At 68.8% G+C, this 16,123-nt stretch carries 13 protein-coding genes; 9 read left to right on the forward strand and 4 right to left on the reverse strand.

Features of this window, described 5'->3' with window-relative positions:
- The first annotated feature begins 284 nt into the window (after window positions 1-284).
- Both NGM07_RS09735 and NGM07_RS09740 read left to right on the forward strand, forming a co-directional pair.
- Entirely contained in the window at window positions 285-1,241 is a 957-nt protein-coding gene (locus tag NGM07_RS09735; RefSeq protein ID WP_253520013.1) for an AEC family transporter, read from the forward strand.
- 130 nt (window positions 1,242-1,371) lie between these two features.
- A complete protein-coding gene (locus tag NGM07_RS09740) occupies window positions 1,372-1,746 on the forward strand; it encodes a nuclear transport factor 2 family protein (RefSeq protein WP_253520015.1) in 375 nt (124 codons plus the stop codon).
- Between the two features lie 10 nt (window positions 1,747-1,756).
- Here the strand turns inward: NGM07_RS09740 and NGM07_RS09745 are convergent, their stop codons facing one another.
- Window positions 1,757-3,238 (reverse strand): FAD-dependent oxidoreductase, encoded by a 1,482-nt coding sequence (locus tag NGM07_RS09745; protein WP_253520017.1) that lies wholly within the window; start codon window positions 3,236-3,238, stop codon window positions 1,757-1,759.
- A 167-nt stretch (window positions 3,239-3,405) separates the two neighbouring features.
- Here NGM07_RS09745 and NGM07_RS09750 point away from each other — a divergent pair, with 167 nt between their 5' ends.
- Together NGM07_RS09750 and NGM07_RS09755 are read left to right on the forward strand one after the other, a co-directional pair.
- Window positions 3,406-4,296, forward strand: a complete 891-nt coding sequence (locus NGM07_RS09750) for an Ig-like domain-containing protein (protein ID WP_253520019.1) — start codon at window positions 3,406-3,408, stop codon at window positions 4,294-4,296.
- A 122-nt stretch (window positions 4,297-4,418) separates the two neighbouring features.
- On the forward strand, window positions 4,419-4,934 hold the full coding sequence (locus NGM07_RS09755) for a hypothetical protein (protein ID WP_253520021.1): 516 nt from the start codon (window positions 4,419-4,421) through the stop codon (window positions 4,932-4,934).
- A gap of 13 nt (window positions 4,935-4,947) precedes the next feature.
- On the opposite strand, the gene serS is transcribed toward NGM07_RS09755, so the two are convergent.
- Both serS and NGM07_RS09765 read right to left on the reverse strand, forming a co-directional pair.
- Window positions 4,948-6,306, reverse strand: coding sequence for a serine--tRNA ligase (gene serS, locus NGM07_RS09760; protein ID WP_253520023.1), 1,359 nt, complete (start codon window positions 6,304-6,306; stop codon window positions 4,948-4,950).
- A gap of 146 nt (window positions 6,307-6,452) precedes the next feature.
- Entirely contained in the window at window positions 6,453-7,349 is an 897-nt protein-coding gene (locus NGM07_RS09765) for a hypothetical protein (RefSeq protein WP_253520025.1), read from the reverse strand.
- A gap of 122 nt (window positions 7,350-7,471) precedes the next feature.
- On the opposite strand from NGM07_RS09765, the gene NGM07_RS09770 reads away from it, so the two are divergent.
- Window positions 7,472-8,386, forward strand: a complete 915-nt coding sequence (locus tag NGM07_RS09770; protein ID WP_253520027.1) for an MBL fold metallo-hydrolase — start codon at window positions 7,472-7,474, stop codon at window positions 8,384-8,386.
- Between the two features lie 172 nt (window positions 8,387-8,558).
- On the opposite strand, the gene NGM07_RS09775 is transcribed toward NGM07_RS09770, so the two are convergent.
- Entirely contained in the window at window positions 8,559-9,296 is a 738-nt protein-coding gene (locus tag NGM07_RS09775; protein ID WP_253520029.1) for a DUF7504 family protein, read from the reverse strand.
- A gap of 295 nt (window positions 9,297-9,591) precedes the next feature.
- On the opposite strand from NGM07_RS09775, the gene NGM07_RS09780 reads away from it, so the two are divergent.
- From NGM07_RS09780 to NGM07_RS09795, 4 genes are all read left to right on the forward strand, one after another.
- On the forward strand, window positions 9,592-10,830 hold the full coding sequence (locus NGM07_RS09780; RefSeq protein ID WP_253520031.1) for a Gfo/Idh/MocA family protein: 1,239 nt from the start codon (window positions 9,592-9,594) through the stop codon (window positions 10,828-10,830).
- 229 nt (window positions 10,831-11,059) lie between these two features.
- Entirely contained in the window at window positions 11,060-13,033 is a 1,974-nt protein-coding gene (locus NGM07_RS09785; RefSeq protein WP_253520034.1) for an AMP-dependent synthetase/ligase, read from the forward strand.
- 231 nt (window positions 13,034-13,264) lie between these two features.
- Window positions 13,265-14,086, forward strand: coding sequence for a S1C family serine protease (locus NGM07_RS09790; RefSeq protein WP_253520037.1), 822 nt, complete (start codon window positions 13,265-13,267; stop codon window positions 14,084-14,086).
- A 134-nt stretch (window positions 14,087-14,220) separates the two neighbouring features.
- Complete coding sequence (locus NGM07_RS09795; RefSeq protein WP_253520039.1) at window positions 14,221-16,116, forward strand: cation:proton antiporter domain-containing protein; 1,896 nt, start codon at window positions 14,221-14,223, stop codon at window positions 16,114-16,116.
- Window positions 16,117-16,123 lie beyond the last annotated feature (7 nt).

A 16,123-nucleotide genomic window follows, 5' to 3' on the forward strand; every position in this document is an offset into this window, starting at 1 on the left:
TGCGGTTGCAGTCGAATTTCGGTCGTGGTCGAAGGAGTAACGGTCTGCGGTACGGTTGCAGGTCAAATCCGGTCGTAGTCGAAGAAGTAGCGGTCTGCGGTGCGGTTGCAGTCGAAGTTCGGTTTTGGCCGAAGTGCTATCGAAGCGTAACGACTCGCGACTACGTTCCAATTTTCCATCACGTCGAAACGACTCGGTCGACCGTGAACAACGCCCGAAGAAAAACCACCACAGGCTGGCCGCCTTCGACACGTTTGTAACCGCGAACCGATACCGTTCGAGACGTGTCACTCCTCTCGGCGCTGACGACGGCCATCCTCCCCGTCCTCACCGTCGCGGCGGTCGGCTACGCCCTCGGCCGAGCCCGCGAGATCGAGGTCGAAGCGCTGGGGACCGTCACCATCTACGTGCTGACGCCCGCGCTGGTGTTCCACAGCCTCGCCACCTCGTCGCTGTCCGGGGCGGTGGCGGCGAAACTGCTCGTCGGCGTCGGCCTCTTCACCGTCGCGATGGCCGGGGTGGCGGAGGGCGTCGGCCGCCTGCTCGGCGAGGACGAACCGGTGCTGGGCGCGCTGGTGCTCTCCTCTGCGTTCCCCAACGCGGGCAACTACGGCATCCCGCTGTCGGCGTTCGCGTTCCCCGTGGTGGGGCGCTCGACAGCCGTGCTGTTCATCGCGGGCCAGTCGGTGCTGATGTACACCGTCGGGGTCTACCTCGCGTCCCGCGGCGAGGACACCGACTTCCGCGCCTCGGTCGCGGAGGTGTTCCGCCTGCCGCTTGTGTACGCCGTCCTGGCCGCCGGCCTCGCCCGCTGGTTCGGCGTCGTCCCGGCGACCGACACCGCCGCGATGGAGACGCTGAAACTGGTCGGCGACTCCGCCATCCCCGTGATGCTGCTCGTGCTCGGCATCCAGTTGGCCAACACTCGCCAGGGCGCGGGGCTGTCGCGGGTCGGCGTCTCGAACGGACTCAAACTGGTCGTCGCGCCGCTGGTCGGGGTCGCCGTGGCAGTCGTCCTCGGCCTCGCCGCCAACAACTCGGCGGTCGCGCGGGTGTTCGTCCTCGAATGCGGGATGCCCGCCGCGGTCACCCCGCTCATCCTCGCCATCGAGTACGACGACCCGGTCGACGGCCTCTCCGGGCCCGAGTACATCAGCACCGCCATCTTCGCCAGCACCCTCGCCAGCGTCGTCACGCTGACCGGCCTCATCGCCGTGCTGAAGTCGGGCGCGCTGGTCTGAGCGGTCCGAGCGGACGCGGGCGGGCCGACGCCGCGCCGCGGCGTCGGCCCGCCGCCGAAACCACCGAGGACGGAAGCGCGAGTGAGAGCGCACCGCCACGCTCAGGTGGCCCGCCGCCGTGCGCCGAACCATGAGCGAAGAGACCGTGCGGGCCTACTACGACGCCATCGACGCGAAGGACTTCGAGACGTTCGCCGACTGCTTCGCGCCCGACGTGGTCCACGAGCGCCCCGACCGCACCATCGAGGGTCGCGAGACGCTGGTCGGATTTATGCGCGACGACCGGCCGCAGAAGGACACGTCCCACGAGGTCCGGCGCGTGTTCGCGGGCGCAGGCAGCAGCGGAGCAGGCGGGACCGACGGCGACGAAATCGACGGCGACGGCGGTGCCGTCGCCGTCGAGGGACGACTGCTCGACTCCGGGGGCGAACCGCTGTTCTCGTTCGCCGACGTCTTCGACCTCGAAGACGGTCGAATCGTCCGGATTCGAACCTACACGCACTAAGCGACCGCTCTCACTCCAGTTCCCCGGCGAGCACCTTCGCGGCGGTGAGCACCGAGTCCCACACCGGACCGAACGGCGGCGTGTACGAGAGGTCGAGGTTCTGGACCGCTTCGACGGTCATCCCTGCGTGGAGGGCGGTCGCGACGGTGTCGATGCGCTTGGCGACGCCCTCCTCGCCGACCATGCTCGCGCCGAGCAGGCGACCCGTCTCGCGGTCGCCGACCATCTCGACGGTGATGGGCTTGCCGCCGGGGTAGTAGTCGGCGCGCGACTCCTCGGTGATTACCTTCGAGACGGGGTCGTAGCCGGCCTCCGCCGCAACCTCGGGGTCGAGGACGCCCGTCCGGGCGACTTCGAGGTCGAACACCTTCACCGCCGCCGTGCCGACGACGTCGCCGACCTCGGTGGGGTCGTCCGCGACGGTCCGGCCGACGGCGCGCCCGGCGCGGTTCGCGGTGAGCGCCAGCGGCACCCAGTCGGCCGCGTCGGTGACCGCGTTGTGGGCCTCCGCGCAGTCGCCCGCCGCGAAGACGTCCTCGGCGCTCGTCCGGCCGTATTCATCGGTTACGATGGCGCCGGTTTCGCCCGTCTCGATGTCCGCCGATTCGGCGAGTTCGGCGTTCGGTTCGACCCCCGTCGCGAGCAACACCAGTTCGGCGTCGTGGGACTCGCCCGCCGCACGGAGGCCCGCGACGCGACCCGCCTCGTCGGTCGCGATCTCGTCGACCACCGCGTCGAGGTGGAGGTCGACGCCCTGCTCGCGGAGATGGTCCTCGACCACCTCCGCCACGGCCTCGCCGAACGGCGCGAGGACGTGGGGCAGCATCTCGAAGACGGTCACGTCCAGGCCGCGGGCGTCGAACGCCTCGGCCATCTCCAGGCCGACGTAGCCGCCGCCGATGATGGCGACCGACTCGGGGCGCTCGTCTCGGAGGTACTCGCCCGCCTCGGTGCCGTAGCCGTCGTCGGCGGCGGTTTCCCGGGCCGCGGCACTGCCGCGGCCCGGAGATGCGTCTCCCTCGACAGGACCGTCTCCCCCGACCGGACCGCCGCCCGCGACGTAGTTGCGGACGGCGCGGGCGGTGTCCATGTCGTGGAACGTGAACGCGCCGTCGGCGTCGACGCCGTCGATGGGCGGGACGACCGCCCGCGCGCCGGTCGCGACGAGGAGGTCGTCGTACGCCTGTTCGTAGGTTCCCTCGTCGGTGCTGACGGTCACCGTCCGCGCCGCGGTGTCGATGGAGACGACTTCGCTCCGGGTCCGGAGGTCGATGTCGCGCTCTTCGCGGAACTCCTCGGGCGTGACGGCGACGAGGTCCGCCAGTTCCGCGACGTCGCCCTTGACGTAGTAGGGCAGGCCGCACGCGCCGTAGGACACCCACTCGCCCTTCTCGAAGACGACCACCTCGCGGTCGGGGTCGTCTCGCTTGGCCTTGCTCGCCGCGCTCATCCCGGCCGCGTCGCCGCCGACGACGACGAACGTCTCTCCCATGTGCGGGCTACGGGGTCAGCACGTAAAACGGGGTTGTGCGATTCTCGCGAGACGGAGACGGAGACGGACCGGAAAACATACGCTACCGCACTGACACCTTACCGCCGGTTACCGATGCCCTCCGGACGACCCGACGACCGCCCTGCGCTTCGCCCGACCGAACGACCATGAGACGCCGCCGAATCGTCGCGGCGCTGGCCTGCGGTGTCGGCGCGCTGGCCGGTTGCTCGACCACGCCTCGCTCCGTCCGAGAGACGACGCCGGAGCCGACGCCGTCGCCGAACGTGACGACGATCACAGAGACAAAGTCGCTCCCTACCCCGAGTGGCGTATCCGGCCGCACGGCCGCCCGGTCGTTCGTCGAAACCCACGAACGGCGGTACGTGTACAACGAACTCGTCGGCGGGTTCGCCGGTTCGCACCCCGCCATAGACATCGCCGTCGAACCGGCCCGAGTCGCCGTCGCCCACGCCACCGAACGCGGCTACTACTTGCTGTCGACATGCCGCGGGTCGGCACGGTACTACGACCCGGACGGCTCGCCGAGCACTGCGACTCGGAACGCGTCGAGCGTCGCCCACTTCGTCGGCCCGAACGTCCACCGGCGGATTCCGTTCAACGCCTATCGGTGTCGAGAACCGGTCGTGGCGGCGTCCGGCACGGACGGAACCGACGCGCCCGCGGCGCGGTTTCAGCTCTACGACTTCGACTCGCCGCCCGACTACGACCAGCCGGAGAAGGGTGGCCGCACGGTCGACGTGACCGTCGCCGACGGCGACGGAGCGACGGTACTGAGCCGGGAGTACCGGACCTCGTTGCCGCTCACCATCCAGCCGCACGTCACCGCGACGCCGGGCACGTACACGATTTCGGCGTCGCTCACGGACGGCGGGAGCGTCGAACGCGAGTGGTCGCTGTCCGAGTCGGTCGACCCGTCGTGGTGGGCGCTCGCCGTTCTCGTCACGAACGGGGGGAGCCTGACCGTCCGGACGCTGTACCCGAACGACGCGGTCGGGTTGCCTTCGAGTACGCTGTGCGAGCGCTCGGACGGTCGGTAGGAGCGAAGCGGATTTAGCGGACGACCGTCGGTCTCCGGAACCGCCGAATCCGTCCGCTTCGGCCCGAACGCACCGGTCGCCGGCCATCAGTTATAAATTCCTGATATGACATGTGTTCCGTCATGCAGTCGAGTGGGCTCGGGGTCCTGAAGCTCACGCTGTTCTTCCTCGTCGTGCTGTTCGTCGTGTTCGTCGGCGGTGTGCTCGTCGCGGCGGTTTCGCTCCCGATTCTGTTGGCCTTCCCGACGGTTCGGCGGCAGTTCGTCGCGTTCACCGAGGACGTGGGTGGGACTCGGGTCGAATCGACGCTCGACTGGCGGTTCGTCGGCGTCTACGTGTTGTTCGTCGAAATCTACGGGCTGGCGCTGATCGTCGTGGCCGCCACGCTCGCGGAGTGGGTCGAAAGATACGGCCGGTTCGTGTCCACGGGAACGGTCGACCCGCTCCTCGCACTCGTCGTTGTCGCGCTCGTCGGACTCGGAGTCGCAGTGGCGGCCCGCCGAGTCGCGTCGAGAGAGCAACTGCGAGTCGTCGGCGAATGGACCGCCTTTCTTTGTCTACTCGCTGGACTCGCCCTCGTCGTCGCGGTCGTGGTTCCGTGGCTCCTCTTCGACCTGATCGGTGCGCTTCTCTGGTGAGAGAGGGCCGAAGCTACTCCTTCTCGCCCGACCCGAGCGCGCTCTCGCCGACCTTCTCGTGGCCCTCGATGCGCTCTTTGCCGCCCATGTAGGGCCGCAGCGCCTCGGGAACCGTGACGGTGCCGTCGTCGTTCTGGTAGTACTCCAGAACGGCGACCATCACGCGGGGCAGCGCCAGTCCCGAGGCGTTGAGCGTGTGGAGGTACTCGGCCGACTCGTGGCGCTCGGGGCGGTAGCGCAGGCCCGCGCGCCGGGCCTGGAAGTCCTCGAAGTTCGAGGCGGTCGAGACTTCGAGCCAGCGGCCGCCCTCCTCGGGACCGTCGTCCATGTCGTCGCCGGGCGCCCACACTTCGAGGTCGATCTGCTTGGCGGCCTTGAACCCGAGGTCGCCCGTGCAGAGTTCGAGGACGCGGTAGGGGAGTTCGAGTCGCCGAAGGACCTCCTCGGCTTCGTCGAGCAGCGCGTCGAGGCGGTCGTAGCTCGTCTCGGGTTCGACGAAGTTGACCATCTCGACCTTGTTGAACTGGTGGACCCGGACGATGCCCCGGGTTTCGGTGCCGTGCTCGCCCGCCTCGCGCCGGAAGTTCGGCGTGTAGGCCTGGTGCTTCAGCGGGAGGTCCTCCTTCAGGAGGATGTCGTCGGCGTACATGTTGGTCACCGGCACCTCCGCGGTGGGACAGAGCCAGAGGTCCTCGTCTTCGATCTTGTAGGCGTCCTCGGCGAACTTCGGCAGTTGGCCCGTCCCGGTCATCGACTCGCTGTCGATGGGGATGGGCGGGAATATCTCCTGGTAGCCCTGCTCGCGGTGGACGTCCATCATGAACTGCATCAGGGCGTGTTCGAGCCGACAGCCCTCGCCCTTGAGGAAGTAGTAGCCGCTCCCGGTGGTCTTGGCCGCTCGGCGCTCGTCGATGATGTCGAGTTCCTCGCCGAGTTCGTAGTGGGGCGTCACCGCCGCGGGCAGTTCTCGGAGGTCGTCGAAGCCCTCCCGGCGGAGTTCGACGTTGTCGTCCTCGTCGTCGCCCTCGGGGACGCTCTCGTGGGGGACCTGGGGCACTTCGAGGAGGATAGCTTCGAGTTTCGACTCCAGTTCGGCCGCGCGCTCCTCGACCTCCTCTATCTCGTCCTTGAGCGCGCCCGAGCGCTCGATGGCCTCCTGGGCCTCCTCGTCCTTCCCGGCCTGTTTGAGTTCGCCGATCTGCTGGCTTACCTCGTTTCGCTCGTGGCGCAGGTCGTCGCCCCGCGCCTTGAGTTGCCGCCACTCGTCGTCCATCTCCAGGATTCCGTCGAGGTCCACGTCGTCGGTTCCGCGCTTCCTGAGTCCCTCGCGGACCGCCTCCGGATGGTCTCGAATGTAGTTCCGGTCGAGCATTCCTACTCTCCACATCCCGCTCCCGGCAAAAAATCGTATCGTTCGTGGGACAGCCACTGGCAAGGCGTGTCGGGCGGGCGAATCGGCCGGCGGCGACCGAGCGACGCGGCTCCCGCGGCCCGCCGCGTCGACCCGGCGAAAGCGGCTCAGCCGACGAATCCGTCGTACCGCAGCGTCACCCAGTACGACTGACCTCGGTAGTCGACGATCCACCTCCCCGAGTACTCGTCCTCCTTGTACGCCTTGTGTCGCCGGAATCGCTCGACCACCGAGCGAAACGCCTCGTCGTCGTCGCTCTCGGCGTAGTAGGTGTCGTTCGTCGCGCTCTTCACGACCTTCCGTTCGGCGTCGGTGAGTCCCGTCAGTTCGAACAGATAGGTCTGCTTCAGTCGGTCGCCGAACGCCGCCGCGCTTTCGGCGACCTCGGTGGCGGTGTACCGATAGCGCTCGATGGTCACGTTCCGGGTTCGGGCGGCGTCGACGAGGTATCGCTCGCCCTCGTAGACGACGGCGTCGTACTCCGAGTCGGACGCGAGCACGGACGCCTCGAACTCCGCGGGCGTGTGGGTCACGCCGACGCCGAAGTCGTACCCCTCGGTCCGGCGGTCGGAGCGCGGCGGTAACAGGTCGTCGAGCGCGCGCCGGTCGGGGGCCGGCAGGCGCTCGTACTCGACCGCGCGCCCGCTCGCAGTCGACTCGGTCGCGTTGTAGTCGATCTCGTAGCTCACGTGGACGGCCTGCCGGGTTCCCGTGACCTCCGAAGACAGTTCGTAGAAGCGGCCGTCGTACCGGTATATCTGCTCGACGTCGACGGATGGCCTTCTCCCCTCGCCGGTCGCCGACCCGTTCTCGATGGCGCTCCGCACGATGGCGTCGGCCGCCCTCGGTTTCGCGGCCTCGGACGGAGCGACGGAATGGCTCGCGTAGCGGGCGAGTTCCGTCTCGTTCACGGGTCGCATCTCCAGCGACCCGACGGACGAACAGCCGGCGAGGAGCGCGAGCGCGAGGAGGAGGCCGCTGGCGAGGACCAATCGTCGGTTCATACCCGCCGGATGCGCCGTCGTGGCAAGTGTTTTATGGAACCTGCGACGGAGAACCGACGAAACCGACGAGGTAGATTTCCCCGAACGAACCACTTTTCTCCCGGCCCGACCACCCACGGGATATGCACGCAGGCGACTTGGCCGAGGTCACGCAGGGCGACTGCTCGGACCTCTACTACCTCGACACCGGGATGTACGACACCGACGAGTACGGCGCGGTCTACATCTACGACGCCGAGCGCCCGGCCGTGGTCGAAACCGGCATCGGCACCCACGTCGACTACATCTTCGACGCGCTTGACGAACTCGACATCGCGCGGGAGGACGTGGAGGTCATCGCGCCCACGCACGTCCACCTCGACCACGCCGGCGGCGCGGGCTTCCTCGCGGAGGCCTGCCCGAACGCCGACGTCTACGTCCACGAAATCGGCGCGCCCCACCTGGTCGACCCCTCCCGGCTGGTCGAGGGGACCAAGGCGGCGGTCGGCGACCAGTGGGAGTACTACGTCGAACCCGAACCCGTCCCCGAGGACCGCATCGTCGAACTCACCGACGGCGACAGCATCGACCTCGGCGACCACAACCTCGACGTTCACTACGCGCCGGGCCACGCGCCCCACCAGGTCGTCTTCCACGACACCGACGACGACGCGCTGGTCGCCGGGGACGCCGCGGGCATCTGGGTCCCCTCCGAGGAGATGATCCGCCAGACCTCGCCGCCGTCGAACTTCGACCTCGAACGGTGCATCGAGGACGCCGAGATGATTCGCGACCTGGACCCCGAGGTGTTGCTGTACACCCACTTCGGTCCGCGCGAGAACGAACCGGGCGCGATGGACGAGTACGTCACGGTGCTGTCGGGGTGGGTCGAGCGCGTCGAGGCCAAGCGCGAGGAACTGGGCGACGACGAGGCGGTCGTCTCGTTCTTCGCCGACGAGACCCAGATGATAGACACGTGGGGCGAACGGAAGGCGGCCGAGGAGGAGAAACTCAACACTCGCGGCGTGCTGGCGTATCTCGACTACCGCGAGGAGTAGGCGTTCCGCGGCGGTCGTCGGGGAGAAAGCGTCGCTCGCAGGAAGCCGACGGCTGTCCGTGCGGTCTATCCGGAAAGGCAAAAGAGCAGAAGGAAACCGCGAGCGGGACGGCTCGCGGCTCTCCTGCCGAAGCCCTCAGCCGTGATGGCCTCATCGGGCGGCGTCGTTGTCACTACTTCTGGCTCTCCGACCAAGTATCTTCGGACCCGCGCCGGTCGACCGACCGCCCGGACGACCCCTCGGAGTGCAGGAGCGACTGGGTCGACTGGAGTTTCAGTCGAATCTCGCCGTCGCGCCGCCGGGTGGCCCAGACGATGGCGTCGACGGCGGCGGCGAGTTCGTTCAGCGTCGCCTCGTCGTGGGCCGTGTAGTCGAACCCGAAGAGGGCGAGTCCGCTCTCGGTGCGGAGCCCCGCAATTCGCTCCAGCACCGTCGACACCCGACTCGCGGGCGTCGATTCCAGGAGGGGACCGAGCGACCGGACGACGAGGTGGCGGCGACCGGCCGACGGGACGCTCGCGTCGGTCAGGTCCGACAGCGCGAGCACGAGGCGTTCGAGGTCGTCGGCTCTCGGGAGCGATACCGTCGGGACGTCCCGGTAGAGCGCGGAGACGTACTGCTGGGACGCCGCGTCCACGAGTCTGAGTTCCGGGGTGCCTTCAGGCGGATACGCACGCCGATACCTCCGGACGGTCTCGGCCGCGCCTTCGGTCGTCGTGACGACGACCGCGGTCCCGTCGCCGTCGTCGCACTGTGATAACGCGCGCAAGCAGAGGCCGCTGGTCGCCGGGTCGACCGTGCCGGCCAGCAGCACCACCGCACCGTCGGCTATCGCGTCCGGGAAGTCGTCGATCTGTGGGTCCGTCGCATCCTCGCGGTCCGTGTCAGGGAGGTCTGTTTTAGGTGTCATGGGTTCTCCGGGGGCGCCGGCCGTCCGTCGAGGTACCCAGCGTTCGCTGGGGACGGGGCCACCTGCGGCACGGCGCGTCTCAGAGCAGTGCCATCGGCGGACGCCCCCGGTGGGTGGCGAACCGATGGGTGAGCGGAGAAAGGACGGGACGGAACCCCGAGTACGGTTTCGGGTTCTACCGTCCGCGGTAAATAGGTTTCGTCGGCAGGTTTCCGAAACGGCGGACTCGCGGTCGAACGACCCGCGACCGTCAGCGATTTACCCGCCCGTACCGACACGTATTCTCGATTCTCGAATGGGGGACAAGGTAAGCGAGACTGTCAGAATCGGCATCGTAGGTGCAGGAAACAGAGGACAGAACCACGCCGCACGATACGAGAAGATACCGGGCGCGGACATCGTCGCGGTCGCGGACGTCGACGTGCCGAAGGCGCGGGCGCTCGCCGAGGTCGAGGGCGCCGAGAGCTACGCCGACCACCGGTCGATGCTCGACGAGGCCGACCTCGACGCGGTGAACCTCTGCGTCCACGCGAGCCTCCACGAGTCCATCGCGGTCGACGCGCTGGAGGCCGGCACCGACGTCTTCTGCGAGAAGCCGATGGCCGACGGGTACGCGGCCGCCCGGGGGATGTACGAGGCCGCCGAGCGCACCGGCAACCGCCTCGCGGTCCAGAACCAGTTGCTCTACACCAAGGAAACCCGCGCGGCGAAGGCGCTCGTCGAGGCGGGCGAACTCGGCGACATCTATCACGGCGTCGCCGCCAGGTCCCGAGGGTGGGCGTTCGGCGACGACCCCGAGGAGATCGCGCTGGGTGCGCGCCAACGCGGGACACCCTACGTGGACGGCTACGGCACGCCGGCGTTCGTCCGCGAGGAGAGCGCGGGCGGCGGCGCGGTCTACGACCTCGGGAGCTACACGGTCGGTCAACTGCTCTACCTGCTGGGGTCGCCGACCGTCGAGCGCGTGCGCGGGGCGACCTTCGACACGACCGGCGACCGCTACCGACCCGGCGACCCGGCCGGCGAGGAGTACCGCCGCCGGGTCGAGGAGAGCGGCTTCGACGTCGAGGACGTGGGCGTCGGCTTCGTCACCTTCGAGGACGGGACGGTGCTGTCGGTCCGCGCCAGTTGGTCGCGCTACCTCGACGAGGAGGGGAGCGCGCTCGTCGGCACGCGGGGCGGCGTCCGCCTCGACCCCTTCGAGTTCTTCACGACGATAGCCGACGTCGAGATGCGCGCGAGCCCCGACCTGGAGGAGTACCTCTTCCGGCGGCAGTACCTCGACGGCGAGCGCGGAGAGGCGGCCTACGAGGCCGGTATCACGGCCGACCCGCTCTACCACTGGGTCGAGGAACTGCTGGGCCGGGCCGAACCGACGCCGACCGCGGAACTCGCCTTGGAGGCGATGGCCGTCGCCGACGGCATTGCGCTGTCGTCGGAACTCGGCCGCGAGGTCACCCGCGACGAGGTGGTCGAATCCGACGAGTTCGAAGCCGAGGAAGCTGTCGACTCGGCGGCGGAGCAGTCGGAGTAGCAGGGCGGAGAGCGGTCCGGGTAGGCCGACGGCCGAGCGGTCCGGATAGCCAGATGTCGAGCGACCCGGCGGCGCATCGCGCCGCCGGGTCGCTCGGTCGCGTTTCGATGAACGCTTTCAATGAACGTGTTCGAGGAACGCGGACGAACCTCCGCGGCCGCGATAAACGCGGATGAACCGCCGCGGCGTTCTACAGTAGCTTAATGCCGCGGGACCCTCATTCGGTGGTATGGAGTGGCGTGACGCGGAGCGGGCCTACGACGACCCGGTCATCGGCCGGTCGACGGTGCCCCGAATGTTCGAGGAGAGCGCGGCCCGGCACGCGAACCGCCCGGCCCAGCAGTACAAGGGCGGCGTGTACGACCGCTCGCTCGCCGGGAGTGCCGTCGCCGCGGCCCCCGACGGCGAGTTCCGGGCCATCGCCTACGCCGAGATGCGCGACGTCGTGCGCTCGCTGGCGGCCGGGTTCCGCGAACTGGGCGTCGGCGCGGGCGACCGCGTCGGCATCTTCGCCGACACCCGGATGGAGTGGGCCCAGTGCGACTTCGGCGTGCTGGCGGCCGGCGGCGTCGTCACCACCGTCTACCGCGGGTCGTCGCCGAGTCAGGTCGAGTACCTGCTAGGCGACCCCGACGCCGACGGCGTGGTCGTCGAGAACGCCGAACTGCTCGACCGGGTACTGTCGGTGGCCGACGGCCTCGACCTGGAGTTCGCCGTCGTGATGGACGAACTCGCCGAGGAACCCGAGGCCCCCTTCGACGTGCTGACGCTGGGTGAACTGTACGAGCGCGGGAGCGAGGCCTACGACGACGAGTCCTACGAGTCGTGGCTCGACTCCCGCGACCCCGAGGACCTGGCGACGCTCATCTACACCTCCGGGACGACCGGCAGGCCGAAGGGCGTCGAACTCACCCACGCGAACTTCCGGGCGAACGTCAACCAGTGTTACCGGCGGTTCGGTCCCCGGCCGGACAAAGGCGGCCTGCCGGTCATCGACGAGCACTCCCGGACCGTCTCGTTCCTGCCGCTGGCCCACGTGCTCGAGCGACTCGCGGGACACTTCCTGATGTTCGCGGCCGGCGCGACGGTCGCGTACGCCGAGAGCCCCGAGACGCTCCAGGAGGACTTCGGGAAGGTGCGGCCGACCACCGGCACCAGCGTCCCCCGGGTGTACGAGCGCATGTACGACGCCATCCGCGAGCAGGCCGAATCCTCGCCCGCCAGGGAGCGGTTGTTCAACTGGGCGACCGAGGTCGGCCGGGAGTACTTCGAAGCCGACTCGCCCGGCCCCGCGCTCCGGGCCAAATGCGCGGTCGCCGACAGACTCGTCTTCCGGAAGGTTCGTGAGGGACTCGGCGGCAACATCGACTTCCTCATCAGCGGGGGCGGTAGCCTCTCGCCCGACCTCTGTGCGCTCTACCACGGCATGGGGATGCCCATCCTGGAGGGCTACGGCCTCACCGAAACCGCGCCGGTCGTCTCGGTCAACCCCATCGAAGAGCCGAAGGTCGGCACCATCGGCCCGCCGGTCGAGGACGAGGAGGTGCGGGTCGACGAGTCGATGGTCTCCCAGGAAACCTTCGCCGACGCCGAGGGCGATGTGGGCGAACTCCTCGTGCGCGGGCCGAACGTCACCGCCGGCTACTGGAACATGCCGGAGGCGACCGAGAACGCGTTCGTCGAGGCCGACGACGGGGGCGACCCGTGGTTCCGCACGGGCGACATCGTCGAGATTCGGCCGGACGGCTACATCCGCTTCCGCGAGCGCGCCAAGGAACTGCTGGTACTGTCGACGGGCAAGAACGTCCCGCCCGGACCCATCGAGGACGCCTTCGCCGCCAGCGAGGTGGTCGAGCAGTGCGTCGTCATCGGCGACGGCCACAAGTTCGTCTCGGCGCTCCTCGTCCCTAACTTCGAGGAGGTGCGCCGCCGGGCCGACCGGGAGGGTATCGACCTGCCCGACGACGACCGCGAACTCTGCCGGAACGACCGCGTCCGCGAGTGGCTGGAGGCGGAGGTCGAGGCGGTGAACGAGCGCTTCGAGTCCTACGAGCGCATCAAGCAGTTCCGGGTCGTGCCCGAGGAGTTCACCGAGGACAACGACCTGTTGACCCCGACGATGAAGAAGAAGCGCCGGAACATCCTGGAGCGGTTCGCCGACGACATAGACGAGATATACGAGCGCGAGTACGAGGCTGCCTGACGGGACCCGCCTTCTGACGCCGTCACCCAACTCTCGCGTCGATTTCGTCGGATACCCCTTCGACGTCGGGGAGGTGTGCGAGCGTGAACGTCCGGTCGACGCGCATCTTCCTCTCCTCTCTCGCACCCCTACAAGTATCGCCCGGTCGCGCAGAACGATTCGGCGGCCGTCAGTCGACCTGTCAGCCGACGGCCGGCACCCTTATCCGACCGGTCGTACCCCGCTCGAACGATGCCGGACGAATCGACTCGACGGCGGTTCCTCGCGGCCGGCGCGACCGGACTCCTCGGATTCGCGGCCGGGTGTACCACCGACCTCCCCGTGCGAATCCGCGAGGGCGAACCCGCGCCCGAGACGTCCCGGAGTTCGTCGAACTCCGGGGCGTCTCGGCCGACCGGCGAGAGCGCGTCGCAGGGGTCGTCGGGCGGCGACTTCTCGGCGAGCGTCCGCGAGCGCGCCCGAAAGACCGGCGCCGAAACCCAGCGGTCGGTGGTGAAACTCCGGCGCGGAAACCGCGGCGGCACCGGGTGGGTCGTCGACGAGGGGTACGTGGTCACGAACTCCCACGTCGTCCGGGGCGGCGATACCTTCGAGGTCGAAACCTACGACGGGCAAACCGCGACCGCGACCCGAGTCGGCTACCACCGGGACCTCCGCCCCGACGTGGCGCTGCTCCGGGCCGACCTGCCCGACGTCCCGGCGCTCTCGCTCGGGTCGGTCGACGCCCTCGACGCCGACCAGCCGGTCGTAACGGTCGGTCACCCCGCGCGGTTGGGCGACTGGGTCATCAGCCTCGGCCGGTTCGCGGGCTACCGCGAGTCCGTCGACTGGGTGCTCTCGACCGTCCCGGCCGACAATGGCAACAGCGGCGGCCCGCTGGTCACGCTGGACGGCGAGGTGGTCGCCTGCGTCAGCGGGACGACCAGGCGCGCGAGCAGCCGTCTCGACCGACCGGAGAAGGTGTTCACGTCGTTCCCGCGACCTGACGACCTCACGGCCGGCGCGCCCGCCGGCACGGTCGAGCGGTGGGTCCGAGAGTGGCGGTCCGAGTGACGCCGGTCGTCGCGATGCGGCGGTCGTCGTCGCTCGGACCGCAAAGAGGCAACTCCTGCCCCGACCGCCGGCCAGCAACCGACCGGTTTTAAATCCCCCAGCCCCATGCAAACGCACGTGGAGGAACACGGAACATGAGCGCAGCGGGAAGCGGTGGAGCGGAGCTCGTCACGCTCGTAGCCGCGATTATCGGCCTGGGCGTCGCCGCGCAGGTGCTCGCCGACCGGTTCCAGGTGCCGAGCGTGCTGTTTCTCATCCTCGCGGGCATCCTGTTCGGCCCCGAGGGCATCGGCCGCTGGCTCCCGTACGTCGACCCGCTCATCCGCCCGAACTCCTTCGGCGGCGCGCTGGGGGCCATCGTCGGCCTCTCGGTCGCCATCATCGTCTTCGAGGGTGCGTTCCACCTCACCGCCGAGAAACTCAGGGAAGCGCCGGCGGCGACGTTACGACTCGTCACCGTCGGGGCGCTGATAGCGTTAGTCGGCACCGCGGTGACGGTGCGGTACGCCCTCGACCAGCCGTGGGACGTCTCGGTGCTCGTCGGGTCGCTGCTGGTCGCCACCGGCCCGACGGTCATCACGCCCATCCTGGAGGTCGTCCCGGTCCGCGACCGGGTCGAGGCAGCCCTCGAAACCGAGGGCGTCGTGAACGACGTGACCGCCGCCATCCTGGCGGTCGTCGCGTTCGAAGTGGTTCAGACGCCGAACCCGACGCTCAACTTCGTCATCACCGACTTCTCACGCCGACTCGGTATCGGCGTCGTCATCGGCATGGCGGTCGCGGGCGTCGTCTGGTACCTGCTGCACCACGTCGACCTCTCGCCGGACAACGCACCCCAGAACGCTCGACTCATCACCCTCGCGGGCGCGCTCATCTCCTACGGCTTCGCCAACGCGCTCGCCTCGGAGTCGGGCATCGCGGCGGTCGCGACCGCCGGCATCCTGCTCGGCAACGGCGACCTGCCCTACGAGGATGAGATCACCGCGTTCAAGGGCGACATCACCCTGCTGGTGCTGTCGTTCGTCTTCATCGCGCTGGCGGCGCTGCTCCGGTTCGAGGACCTGCTCGCGTTGGGCATCGGCGGCATCGTCGTTGTGGTCGCGGTGGCGCTCCTGATTCGACCGCTCGGCGTGCTCATCGCGACTCGGGGCGACCGCTACACCTTCAACGAGCGGTTGTTCATCAGCGCGGTCGGGCCGCGCGGAATCATCCCGGCGTCGGTCGCCACGCTGTTCGCGGTGCAGTTGCAGGCCGACTTCCCCGAAGCGGCGAACGTGCTCGTGGGGACCGTCTTCCTGGTCATCCTCACGACCGTCGTGTTCGAAGGCGGGTTCGCCCGTCACATCGCGGAGTACCTGGAAGTGATACCCATGCGTGTAATCGTCATCGGAGGCGGGAAGGTGGGCCGCGCGCTCGCCGAGCGCCTCGAAGACCGCGGCGAGAACGTGGTACTGGTCGAGAAGGAAACCGAGATGGTGAAGCTCACCCGCGACGCGGGCTTCACCGTCCGGAAGGGCGACGGGACCGACACCGAAGTCCTGCGGAAGGCGGGCGCCGACAACGCCAAAATCGTCGTGGCCGCGACCGGCGACGACGACGTGAACCTGCTGGTCGCCCAGTTGGCCGAGTCGAAGTTCGACGTCGACACCATCATCGCCCGGGCGAACAACCCGGACAACGTCGACGCCTTCGAGGACCTCGGGGTTCGGACCATCGACGCCTCGATGGCGACGGCGTGGGCCATCGACAACGTCATCGAGCGGCCCGCGCTCTCGAACTGGATGACCGAACTCGGCCGGACCGGCGACGTCCAGGAGATAGAGGTGACCGCCGAGGACCTTGTGGGCAAGACCATCGAGGAACTCGACGACGAACTCCCGAACGGCGTCCTCATCGCACTGGTGGGCCGCGACGGCAACAGCGAGGTCCCCAACGAGGATTTCACCCTGCAGGACGGCGACCACATCACCTTCCTCGGCCGGACCGAGGCGGTCCGGGAGGCCATCAACCGCTGTCATCCGCACGCCTGAGTCGCCC

Source organism: Halorussus vallis (assembly GCF_024138165.1).
In the GTDB taxonomy this organism is placed as follows: domain Archaea; phylum Halobacteriota; class Halobacteria; order Halobacteriales; family Haladaptataceae; genus Halorussus; species Halorussus vallis.

What these genes read in the sequence shown, in the direction of transcription:
- NGM07_RS09790 (WP_253520037.1), top strand. Translation starts at nt 13,265, where the DNA reads ATGCCGGACGAATCGACTCGACGGCGGTTCCTCGCGGCCGGCGCGACC.
- NGM07_RS09765 (WP_253520025.1), bottom strand. Translation starts at nt 7,349, where the DNA reads ATGAACCGACGATTGGTCCTCGCCAGCGGCCTCCTCCTCGCGCTCGCG.
- NGM07_RS09750 (WP_253520019.1), top strand. Translation starts at nt 3,406, where the DNA reads ATGAGACGCCGCCGAATCGTCGCGGCGCTGGCCTGCGGTGTCGGCGCG.
- NGM07_RS09780 (WP_253520031.1), top strand. Translation starts at nt 9,592, where the DNA reads ATGGGGGACAAGGTAAGCGAGACTGTCAGAATCGGCATCGTAGGTGCA.
- NGM07_RS09740 (WP_253520015.1), top strand. Translation starts at nt 1,372, where the DNA reads ATGAGCGAAGAGACCGTGCGGGCCTACTACGACGCCATCGACGCGAAG.
- NGM07_RS09785 (WP_253520034.1), top strand. Translation starts at nt 11,060, where the DNA reads ATGGAGTGGCGTGACGCGGAGCGGGCCTACGACGACCCGGTCATCGGC.
- serS (WP_253520023.1), bottom strand. Translation starts at nt 6,306, where the DNA reads ATGCTCGACCGGAACTACATTCGAGACCATCCGGAGGCGGTCCGCGAG.
- NGM07_RS09770 (WP_253520027.1), top strand. Translation starts at nt 7,472, where the DNA reads ATGCACGCAGGCGACTTGGCCGAGGTCACGCAGGGCGACTGCTCGGAC.
- NGM07_RS09745 (WP_253520017.1), bottom strand. Translation starts at nt 3,238, where the DNA reads ATGGGAGAGACGTTCGTCGTCGTCGGCGGCGACGCGGCCGGGATGAGC.
- NGM07_RS09775 (WP_253520029.1), bottom strand. Translation starts at nt 9,296, where the DNA reads ATGACACCTAAAACAGACCTCCCTGACACGGACCGCGAGGATGCGACG.
- NGM07_RS09755 (WP_253520021.1), top strand. Translation starts at nt 4,419, where the DNA reads ATGCAGTCGAGTGGGCTCGGGGTCCTGAAGCTCACGCTGTTCTTCCTC.
- NGM07_RS09795 (WP_253520039.1), top strand. Translation starts at nt 14,221, where the DNA reads ATGAGCGCAGCGGGAAGCGGTGGAGCGGAGCTCGTCACGCTCGTAGCC.